The sequence below is a fragment of the Oleiphilus sp. HI0132 genome, from assembly GCF_001635845.1.
Map to the genome: position 1 here is coordinate 1 of NZ_LWGJ01001570.1, position 9,709 is coordinate 9,709.

Annotated in this window: 10 protein-coding genes; 6 read left to right on the forward strand and 4 right to left on the reverse strand. The window is 42.8% G+C overall.

Features of this window, described 5'->3' with window-relative positions; genetic code table 11:
- Together A3766_RS24260 and thiD are read right to left on the reverse strand one after the other, a co-directional pair.
- Window positions 1-1,329 (reverse strand): hypothetical protein (locus A3766_RS24260; protein WP_156509101.1); only part of this gene is annotated, 1,329 nt, incomplete at its 3' end.
- Window positions 1,330-1,401: 72 nt separating this feature from the next.
- Entirely contained in the window at window positions 1,402-2,211 is an 810-nt protein-coding gene (gene thiD / locus A3766_RS24265; protein ID WP_068506541.1) for a bifunctional hydroxymethylpyrimidine kinase/phosphomethylpyrimidine kinase, read from the reverse strand.
- A 79-nt stretch (window positions 2,212-2,290) separates the two neighbouring features.
- Here thiD and A3766_RS24270 point away from each other — a divergent pair, with 79 nt between their 5' ends.
- From A3766_RS24270 to A3766_RS24280, 3 genes are read left to right on the forward strand one after another with little or no spacing between them, the layout of a single operon-like run.
- A complete protein-coding gene (locus A3766_RS24270) occupies window positions 2,291-2,833 on the forward strand; it encodes a hypothetical protein (protein WP_156490687.1) in 543 nt (180 codons plus the stop codon).
- Window positions 2,826-3,890, forward strand: coding sequence for an S-methyl-5-thioribose-1-phosphate isomerase (gene mtnA / locus A3766_RS24275; RefSeq protein WP_068506400.1), 1,065 nt, complete (start codon window positions 2,826-2,828; stop codon window positions 3,888-3,890). Before A3766_RS24270 ends, mtnA begins: the two co-directional genes overlap by 8 nt.
- Window positions 3,891-3,920: 30 nt before the next feature.
- Window positions 3,921-4,481, forward strand: a complete 561-nt coding sequence (locus A3766_RS24280; protein ID WP_068506406.1) for a DUF1415 domain-containing protein — start codon at window positions 3,921-3,923, stop codon at window positions 4,479-4,481.
- A gap of 4 nt (window positions 4,482-4,485) precedes the next feature.
- On the opposite strand, the gene A3766_RS24285 is transcribed toward A3766_RS24280, so the two are convergent.
- On the reverse strand, window positions 4,486-6,225 hold the full coding sequence (locus tag A3766_RS24285) for a diguanylate cyclase (RefSeq protein ID WP_068506407.1): 1,740 nt from the start codon (window positions 6,223-6,225) through the stop codon (window positions 4,486-4,488).
- 276 nt (window positions 6,226-6,501) lie between these two features.
- On the opposite strand from A3766_RS24285, the gene A3766_RS24290 reads away from it, so the two are divergent.
- The 3 genes from A3766_RS24290 to A3766_RS24300 all read left to right on the forward strand — a co-directional run bounded on the left by A3766_RS24290 (window position 6,502) and on the right by A3766_RS24300 (window position 9,099).
- The gene (locus tag A3766_RS24290) at window positions 6,502-6,996 is read left to right on the forward strand and encodes a chemotaxis protein CheW (protein ID WP_068506412.1); all 495 of its coding nucleotides are present in this window, start codon (window positions 6,502-6,504) and stop codon (window positions 6,994-6,996) included.
- Between the two features lie 94 nt (window positions 6,997-7,090).
- Window positions 7,091-7,948, forward strand: a complete 858-nt coding sequence (locus tag A3766_RS24295) for a hypothetical protein (protein ID WP_068506415.1) — start codon at window positions 7,091-7,093, stop codon at window positions 7,946-7,948.
- 116 nt (window positions 7,949-8,064) lie between these two features.
- On the forward strand, window positions 8,065-9,099 hold the full coding sequence (locus A3766_RS24300; protein WP_068506419.1) for an AraC family transcriptional regulator: 1,035 nt from the start codon (window positions 8,065-8,067) through the stop codon (window positions 9,097-9,099).
- A gap of 32 nt (window positions 9,100-9,131) precedes the next feature.
- Here A3766_RS24300 and A3766_RS31520 read toward each other — a convergent pair.
- Window positions 9,132-9,709 (reverse strand): hypothetical protein (locus A3766_RS31520; RefSeq protein ID WP_197479716.1); only part of this gene is annotated, 578 nt, incomplete at its 5' end.

Sequence of the window (9,709 nt, forward strand, 5' to 3'; positions counted from 1 at the left end):
GGCATCAACGGCATCAACGTCATCAACGGCATCAACGGCATCAACGGCATCAACGGCATCAACGGCTTCATTACTATTCAAGTTTGCTTGCGTATTATCAATAACTGCTTGAGTGCTTTCAGGAGTGGTATTAACATTATTTTGTTGTTCTTCGAGAGTCGTGCTATCTGAAGCAACTTCAATGGCATCAAAGCTGTCTTCATCCTTACGTAAAGAGATATCGGTAGCGCTGCTGTCCACTTCTAAGCCTTCCAGAGGTTTATGTCCGGCGGGCAGAGCAGGTGCTTCGAGCGTTTCAATCACAAGCGGCTCGGATCGAGGCGCAGCGAAAGTTTGGATCTGGGAAGCGGGAAGCTCAGGTTTTTGTACAGGGGCCTTTTTCAGCTCTTTTATAAGATCGATTATAACTTCTGACTGGTTAAATAGTTTTTCAGGCTCAATGTCTTGACCTGATGTAGCTAAGTGAATGTTATTGAGAAGTTCCATTACTTTAAGAACGTGCTTTTCAGCTTCTTCTGGTTTCATTTTTACCGTGCGTTCGGCTTCAATCGCAACGAAGTAAGCTTTTTTAGTCGCCAAAAGAGCATCAATGCCTGCAGCTTTTACCCCCTCTCTATCTCTATAATTCTTCTCAATAAAGCTTGTTGAGGCTTCAAGTTTAGCTTCTGCTTTTTCATAGCTCAATTCGGCGTACTCATCTGCGTCGATGTCCGAGGCACGCTCGAAAAACGAAACAGCTTCATTAAGATGTGTTACTTTTAGTGTCGATATTTCGGTATCAGCCATGTCTTCAAGAAGGTCTACTTCACTCTTTTTAGCATCAGCAACGTTGCCCTGTTCAATTTCTTGAATGATGTCATTTAGCGACTCCATGACATCTTGATATTGGTCGGGTACAAGAGCTGGGGCGTTGAGACTTTCTAGAATGTCGAGATTTTTTAAGGACTCCCTTAGATTTCCTTCAACTTTCTTTTTATTCTCGTAAGCGTTTTCTATATATTTTTGTGCAGCGATCGCGGACATTAAAGAGGCATTTTTTATATCGCTGGGAGGGGCTGTTAGGTACTCGCGTGCTAATGCAATGCTCTCTTCTGCTTGCCTAAGATGTAATGGAGAGAAGAATTCTACGCCTTTTTTCTTCGCAACTAGCAGTTTTTCTTCTGCTTCGTCAATTGCTTGTTCTGGTGTGAAAGTTGACTGTGAAGCTGCTTGGGCAGATTTTTGTTGAACGCTTTCTGATATAGCTACTTGGTTACTGGCACAAGCTGATAGTAGTACTGTTAAACTAGAGGCTAGTATAATTTTTTTCGAAATGCTTAGCTTTGTCATTCTATGAAGTCCCTTAGTAATATTAGTAGCAGTATAGTGCAGAAAATATCCGCAAAGAATTATATCGCTTAATTAGTATTGTGAAAATGGCAACTGATTAATTGGGCCGTAACCATTACCGACCTGTAAACCGTCAGCATTTTGGATACAAGATTCGGTAAATGATATACCTTCTTTAACAGCTATGAATAAGTCTGGCTGTTTAGCCAAGTTTGCAGCGATTGCTGAAGATAGTGTGCATCCGGTTCCATGAGTATTATTTGTTGCAATGCGTTTGTGCGAGAATGAATTCATTGCCTTATTGGTCTGCAGGTAGTCGGTAACGATTTCGCCATTTACATGACCTCCTTTAAGTAGAACGCTACATGCAAATAACTCAGATAATAATAAGGCCTTATTCTGAGTGCATAAATTTTCAGTGTCTTTTCCTTTAAATTGGAGCAGGTAGTTTGCTTCCATAAGGTTGGGTGTTATTAGAGTGGCCAAAGGAAACAAGTTCTCAACCAGGGCTGTTCTTGCGGCTTCTTCTAGAAGCATTACGCCTGAACTGGAAGTAAGGACTGGGTCGATTACTATAGGTGTACTTGTGTTGTTGGAAAGGCATTCTACGACCTCGTTAATAATTTCACTTGAATACAGCATTCCTATCTTTATAGCTTTAAAGTTTATGTCGCTGATGACTGTCTGTAGCTGATCCTTCACAACTTTCGCTGGTAGTGGATAGGTGGCCTTAACTCCCTTTGAGTTTTGAGCTGTGACATTGGTGATGACTGATGCTCCATAGACATTTAAGGCAGTAAATGTTTTGATATCTGCTTGTATGCCTGCACCGCCTGAAGAGTCAGAGCCGGCAATTGTTAGTACATTTGGTGTATACTTCATATAAAGAAGGTCACTTGTAGTTTTGTTCCATGTTGTGTTGCTTAGGTTGAACAACATTTAGATGTTACCAAAGTTTATTATGCCCTACCTTTTCCTTTCCTTGCTTCTTTTATTTACCCTTACTACGAATGCCGGCGTAACGGCAGAAGATATTTTAGGTGAATACTGGAAAGACCCCTTGTTTGGTCAGGCTGCGACTGATCGTACCGTCGAGCTTGAAGTGCTTGTTGGTAGGGTGTGGCCGCAATCTGTCAATATTAGTTCTGGTTCAAAGGTCAGAGTACTTGTTAAAAATCGTACTAACGAGCCTCATTTGCTCGTTTTTACAAAGGACCTGAAAGCTTTATACCAGTCAGAAGCGTACAAGATGTTTGTTCTTGACGAACTCTATCACTCTAAGAAAAAGGCGCAGCAGGGTTCAGGGCATTCGCACTCCGGGAATAGTGTAGGGGATGCAGAATCTATTGTTAAACCGCTATCTCAGAACCCTTCAGTGTTTGTTGTAGGTGGCGATAGAAAAGAAGTGTTAATTGAGTTTGAGGGAACTGGTATTGCAAACTACTCATGCATGATAGAGTCCCACCGAAATAATGAAACAGTAGGAAGTATAGTCATTGAATAATAAGTTTGAGTCTCTAAGCGTCAAAGCGGTCGATTGGCAAGATGGTGCGCTGGTTCTATTGGATCAGAGAAATCTACCTTTGTCTGAAGATTATATGAGTTGTCATGATGTTGAACAGGTTTATACGGCAATCAAGACGATGGTTGTACGTGGAGCGCCTGCAATTGGTATTTGTGCGGCTTACGGTGTTGTTTTGAGCGCAAAAAAGCACTTAATGAATGGAGTCGATTTTTATGAACGTATTAACAAGGATATTGAATTCCTGAGTCAAGCTAGGCCTACCGCGGTAAATTTAGCATGGGCTCTGAAAGTTATGCAGGAAGAGCTCCTAGCGCAGAAAGAGCAGGATTTTAGTTTAGAAAAGCTGCTTCTCCGCGCCCAGGAAATTCATCAAGAGGATATTGCTAACAACTTTAAAATGGGTGATTTAGCCTGTTCCGTGTTTAAACGCTTCCATGAAAAACCGTTCTCTGTCATGACTCATTGTAATGCCGGAGGCTTGGCTACAGGTGGCTATGGAACGGCTTTAGGGGTTATACGCTCAGCCTGGAGTGATGGCTTAATCACTGAAGTCTTTGCAGATGAAACGCGCCCTTGGATGCAAGGTACCCGATTAACTGTTTGGGAGCTCATGAGAGATGATATCCCGGTTACCTTAAATGCGGACTCGGCGGCCTCGTGGGTGATCCAAAACAAATCGGTTGAATGGATTATCGTTGGTGCAGACAGGATTGCAGCTAACGGAGATGTTGTAAACAAGATTGGCACCTACTCTTTGGCGATTCAGGCAAGGTACCATGGCGCAAAGGTAATGGTCGTTGCGCCTAGCAGTACGGTTGATATGGCATCGAAAAACGGTGCGTCTATAGAGATTGAAATGCGTGATTCCGATGAGCTTAAGTGTTTCAGTGGACAACAAGTTTCAGAGGCTAACGTACAGGCACTTAATCCGGTCTTCGATGTGACGCCCGCGAGCTTGGTCGATTATATCGTTACAGAGCGAGGCGTCATTGCTGGGCCGACCTTAGATAAGATGACCGATAAATTCTCGCTTTAATATGAAATGTTTCAGGAAAGGTGTTTAAAGATGTCTAATGAGCTATCCCTTGGCCATGTAGAGTCAGAAGTTGTTGCTTGGCTGGAGCGAGTGGTAATCGGCCTTAACTTGTGTCCGTTTGCTCGCAAACCCTACGAAGACGAACGTGTCCGAATCGCGATCGACACTGGGAGCTCTTATGACTCAATACTTGAACGCTTGTTGGCAGAGTTAAGGTTTCTAGATAATGATAGTAATCTGGCTATTGAAACGACTCTGCTTGTTATCCCAAATGGCTTGAGTGACTTTTATTCTTACTTAGCATGCCTGTCGGATGCGAATTCAATTTTGGTTTCAGAAGGTTACGAAGGTGTATTTCAGTTGGCAAGTTTTCACCCGGATTACCAGTTTGAAGGTACCGAACCGGATGATAAATCGAACTTAACAAATCGCGCTCCCTATCCGGTTTTTCACATAATTAGAGAGCAATCTTTGGAGTATGCGCTAGAAAGTTATGATAACCCTGAAAAAATTCCAGAGCGTAATGTTGAGCTAATGCAGTCAATGGAGGGGGAGCGGTTAAAAGCTTTATTTCCGTGGCTGAGTATTTAGTCGTCTAGGAGAACGAAAGCTGCGCACTACCTTTTGATTTCGCAAGCAGTAGCTTTTTGCTTGCTCTCTTCCAGGCAGAATTAAAGTCTTCATTAGGCAAAATATGTACAACTCCGACGCTGATGCTCGAATTTAGCCACTTTCCATCGCTTGACTTTATTTTGATGGCTTCGAAATCTCGCATTAACCTTTCAACGTAGAGCCTGGCTTGGGGGAGTGAGCAGTTGGATAGAAGTATAGTAAACTTCCCACCACCGACTCTTCCTGCCAGCCCTCTTCTATAGGCGAAGCTATTTTCCTTATCGATCAGCTTTGCGGCTAGGTTATCTCGACGTACTTTTGTTTGGAGCAATTGACCAAACTCGCTAAGCAATAGGTCGCCTGCGTGAAGGCCGTGCGCCTCATTAAACTTCTGAAAGTTGTCAATATCAATATCGATCCAAACAAGGTCGTTCTCGCTAGTTTTAATTGTATGTTCAATTTGAGTGTAGAGGGTTTGACGACTAAAAACCCCTGTTAACTGGTCTTGAGTTGACTCACCCAGATAATTTTCGTCGTCTCTTGCCAGCTTACGGTTTTCTTGTTTCAGGTTTGCGTATTTATAGCCAAGCAAGATGGCTAGCAGCAGTTGCTCGGTCACTGAACCTGCAATGAAAATATTGAGGGTGTCTAGTGATGGGGGGGTGTATCCAAGCCACATCCATACCCATAGGGTGCCCGTAATAAGGTGAGTGGTCCAGGCAAGAAGAAACAACTTCGCCATCGGGGGGTGACGCTTTAGTGCACCGATAGCACAGACAAGTATGATAATTGGAATGACTAGACCTATCGTTTCTACACACATGTAGGCAAGTTGGTCAGACATAAACCCTAGTAGAAATATGGTCGAAAAAGTTGCAGCCAATAACAGGCGTAATAATATATCGAGCTTGGGGATTGTTGTCTTAGTTTCAAGTAGCTCGCGAACGAATACTGTTGCAGAAAACGCAAGCAAGCAAGCGGTCAGGTTGGTGAAGCTACCCTCTCCACCCCAATCGGGAAACGCCAGGCGGTTGTACCCGGTCATGGCAATCATATATAGCGACATACATAAAACGTAAGAGGCGTAATAAGTATAAACTCTTTCTCCAGCAGAGATGCCAATTACCATGTTGTAGACAAAAGCAAGAATCATCAGTCCAAAACACAAGCCATACACAAGATTTCTACTAGCAAGAAGAGAAAGTTGTGAGTCGTGGTCTCGGATGTTTATGCTGAAATTTAAGACTTGTGAACTCTTGATTTTAAGGAAGGCTAGGCGATGTTCGCGCGGTTTTTCGATAACGAAGGTAAGAAAGGTGGCTGGGAAACTGGCATTGTCACTAGCGTGCCTACCAGCAGCGTGCTTCCAGGTCCAGAGACCGTTTTCATAGATTGCCAATTCGCCATCTAATCCGACATTGGGTGCAAGCTCAATCCAAATTCGATCCGAATCGACAATTCGGGGAAGTTCAATTTTAACCCACATCGTCGCACCGTCAGATGCTTTCCAGTAATCCTCTTCTAAGGCATTTAATTTTGTATAGCCATTCGGGAGAGGTGTCCAGGTGTTATTTGGCGTACCAACGATATCTTCGAGAGAGGCGGAGCTGTTACTATCGAATAGCTGCCAGTAGCGAATGTTTTCTTGCTGCATAAGCTCAGCGTTAGCAAGAAAAGGTGCAGAGGCAAAGAGAATAAGAAGTAAATAGCTTAGGTAATGCATTGGCTTTATGGATGCATGGTTTAACTGGTTTTCCAGTCGATAATATTAAGTTCGCAAGGACACTCATCTTACCACCTTTCAAGAGCTTCGCGTAGCATGTAGAGCCTAAAATAGACTACAAATACATCAGATTTGATAAAGAGTTTGAGAAAAGAGAGATAAAAGTTGGACAGAATGTCGATTGGCTGCTACCACTTTAAATTATATAGCGAATTTTGATGTGCTAAATATTAGTAAGTTTAGGTTTTCATGGGATTTTTTTGCACAGAGGGTTTTATGGATAAAAATGAATATTTGGTCGCTAGGGTTGGTCATATCAGATTGGCGGTTTATTGTCGCGATGTTGAGAATGTTTTTTCTGGAAACTACAGCTTGGTAAAGCTGTTTTATCAGGGCGACTTTTTTCGGGGCATGACTACTATAAATGGACAGATCATGCAGGTTCTTGATTTGCGTCGTCGTATTGGGATGGAGCAGTGTCTTAAGGGAGAACAGTTAACATTGGTTAGCTTTAATACCGGGGGCTCAAACAGTATCGCTGTAGTAGTTGACGAAATTTTAGGAATGCAAAGAATTGAGTCTGACTCAATTATAACAAATGAAAAATACTTCGATAGCCGTGCCAATAATATTGGCTTGTTGTTTCCAACTGTCGCTTTAATGCCGAGCAAGTGTGGTGTTAGTAAAGAGTTGATACACATCCTCGACTCAACGTACCTTGATAAGACGGAACCCATTATTGAAGAGGCTGGAGAGCTCGAGCTTTTTTAAGGATTTTACCTTTTGCAAATGGAAAAGCTGGTGTTTGCTGCTAATGTTATATGCAACCTTCCATTTAATTTGACGATAAAGTAAAACAAAAAACATGCGACAAAGTGACCTGATTGACATCTTGCTGGTTTCATCCGATTTTATTTTTTTAAGTACCGATAAACACGGTAAGATTACTACTGTTACCCCTGCGTGTAGAGATGTTATCAAAAAGCAAGAGGGTGAGGTTGAAGGTAAGATGCTCGACGAAATTGTACCTGAGCTGGCATTTTACCCCCAAGCTGAGTTTGAAATTGTTCAACCTCGGGGCGGCCTCGAATTAATGCTTGATGATGAAGACTGTGATCAGGGTTGTGAATATATGGAGTTTCTTGCATCCCAAACGCAAGACGATGGCCGCTTCGAAATAGAGACAACGATTGAAGGTCAGCAAGCTTGGTTGTCGATGGTGACAAACAAAGTGCTTGTTGATGACGAAATCATTTTTACCGTGATGATCCGGGATATTACTCGACGAAAGCTTGATGAAAAGGAGATCCTAGATCTCAATCAAAACCTCGAAGCTCGCGTAGAATCGAGAACGGAACAAATTAAAAATGTAGTGATGTCATGTAGTAGTGAACTTAGTCAGGTTAACGAAACCTACCAGGCCATGAAAGAACAGCAAATGGGCATAATGGAAAATGTTGAAAAAGCAGTTCTTGAAGGTGCTGAAGGCTTGAGTGAGGTCCAGCAAGGACAGATCCGTGAAGCGATTAGTGGTGAGCTTGTTAAGTGTATGAACCTCTACTCTGAAGATCAGATTACCGATCAGAAGTTTATGTTGACGATGATGTCATTAAATGAACTCTTTGGTAGTTTATCTCCCGAGGATCAAAACTTACGCCCCGACCAGTTATCTGGAACTAACCAAGATGAAGTTGATGACCTACTAAGTTCCTTGGGTATTTAGTCGCAATACCCTCTTATCTTTCTGATAAAGGGGGAGCTCTTCTTGCTTCCCCTAAGTTCTTGACTCTTGCCATATTTTTTGACAGATTGACCTTATCCGGACCAGTCTGAGCTCTCATGTCTCCCAACTTAAGTATTCCTATAGCGCTTGTCGATGCTTTCTTTTTTGCTGCTAAGCGAAGAAATATTAATTTGCACTCGATTTTTGCGAGTGTTGATCTCGATTATGACAAGTTTCAGTTGGATATGGGAAAAGACCCATTACAGCGTATTGATTTGAACTATGTAGACCCTTTGCTCCACTCACTTTGGTCTGAGTTGGGCGATGAAGCAAGTGGCTTCGTCGAAAAGCCACTTAAAATCGGCACGTTTAGCATGATGTGCCACGCTATAATTACTGCAACTAGCTTGCGGCATGCCTTGCTTAGAGCGAGTAAGTTTATAGGTCTGTTTGGCGATGAACTATCGATTAACTTGCTTGAACTAGAAGGCGAAGCGCATCTGGAAATCAAGTTTTCGAATGACTTGGGCTTTGATGAGGTATTTCTAATTACTTCGCTCTATATAATCTGGATTCGTCTGTCGTGTTGGTTGATTGAAAGGCCGATACTACTTGAGCGAATTGAGTTTACTTTCGCAAGGCCTCTATTCCATGAAGAGTACAAGTTAATGTTTCCTTGCCGAGTTGCTTTCTCTCAGGGGCAAAACCGGGTTGTGTTCAACAGCAAGTATTTAGATCTACCGGTTGTTCAGAATGATAGTACCTTAGCGCCATTTTTGAAAAATGCGCCGGCATCGCTACTAAAACAATTTCGTTCAGATGACAGTGTTACTGCGCAGATAAAAAGAATTCTATTGAGTCGTATGGGTGGCAGCTTGGAGATCGAGAATCTTAGCTTTGATCTTGTAGCCAGTGAGTTACATTTAACTACCCACACCGCTCGGCGACGCCTTAAAGATGAGGGTAGTTCATTTAAAGAAATAAAAGACAGTATTCGTCGGGATCAGGCTTTGGTGTTGCTGGCCAAGGCAAACCTGAGTATTAATGACGTTGCTTTGCAGCTCGGCTTTTCAGAAGCAGCAGCATTCAATCGCGCCTTCAAAAAGTGGACAGGGCAAACGCCTGGCGCCTGCCGTGAGCAGCATCGATAGCTGGCTTTCTGGGCTAAGTTTGTCTGGCTGTGCTACTGCGGGTAGAACGGTGGCAAAGAAGCATTGTCTTTGCCTTTCAGGCCGGGTGCTGTTTTAGTGTATTTTTTTAATGCTTCAAGTAAGGCTTGCTGGTCATAGGTCTGAGTTGCATTTTTACTGTAACGATCGTTCTCGAATGCTAATAGTTCGGCAGCAAGCGACTCATCTAAAGCTTTCAGCGAACGCAAGGTAATGGGGGCTGACTTAACGGTGTTTTGTTTTCGCTGGCTCTCGATCCAAGCTAGTACAAGCTTCGGTATGTCACTCGACCCCTTTCTAATTGCTTCAATTAATTGTTTGTAGCTGAGTTCTGAAGTAGTAGAGTCGGGAGCTTGTATCGAGATTAGTTTATTTAAGTCTTGCTTTACTTGCTTCAGTCGTAGAAGTAGGAACAAACTCGTTAGAAGCCAACCAAAGGCGAGTAGTGCGATTATCGCTAGCAAGGCATGCTGATTGCTCTCATTGTGCTTAGGCTCTGTATTTTTAGCTGTGCTTTCTATCTCGGACTCTTGGTTGGGTGTTGCTTTTCCATCATCAGTTAAGTCGATGCTGGAGGGCTGCTCATTCTTTT

Coding starts and splice junctions, on each gene's coding strand:
- thiD (WP_068506541.1), bottom strand. CDS start 2,211: ATGAAGTATACACCAAATGTACTAACAATTGCCGGCTCTGACTCTTCA.
- A3766_RS24270 (WP_156490687.1), top strand. CDS start 2,291: ATGCCCTACCTTTTCCTTTCCTTGCTTCTTTTATTTACCCTTACTACG.
- A3766_RS24280 (WP_068506406.1), top strand. CDS start 3,921: ATGTCTAATGAGCTATCCCTTGGCCATGTAGAGTCAGAAGTTGTTGCT.
- A3766_RS24285 (WP_068506407.1), bottom strand. CDS start 6,225: ATGCATTACCTAAGCTATTTACTTCTTATTCTCTTTGCCTCTGCACCT.
- A3766_RS24290 (WP_068506412.1), top strand. CDS start 6,502: ATGGATAAAAATGAATATTTGGTCGCTAGGGTTGGTCATATCAGATTG.
- A3766_RS24295 (WP_068506415.1), top strand. CDS start 7,091: ATGCGACAAAGTGACCTGATTGACATCTTGCTGGTTTCATCCGATTTT.
- A3766_RS24300 (WP_068506419.1), top strand. CDS start 8,065: ATGTCTCCCAACTTAAGTATTCCTATAGCGCTTGTCGATGCTTTCTTT.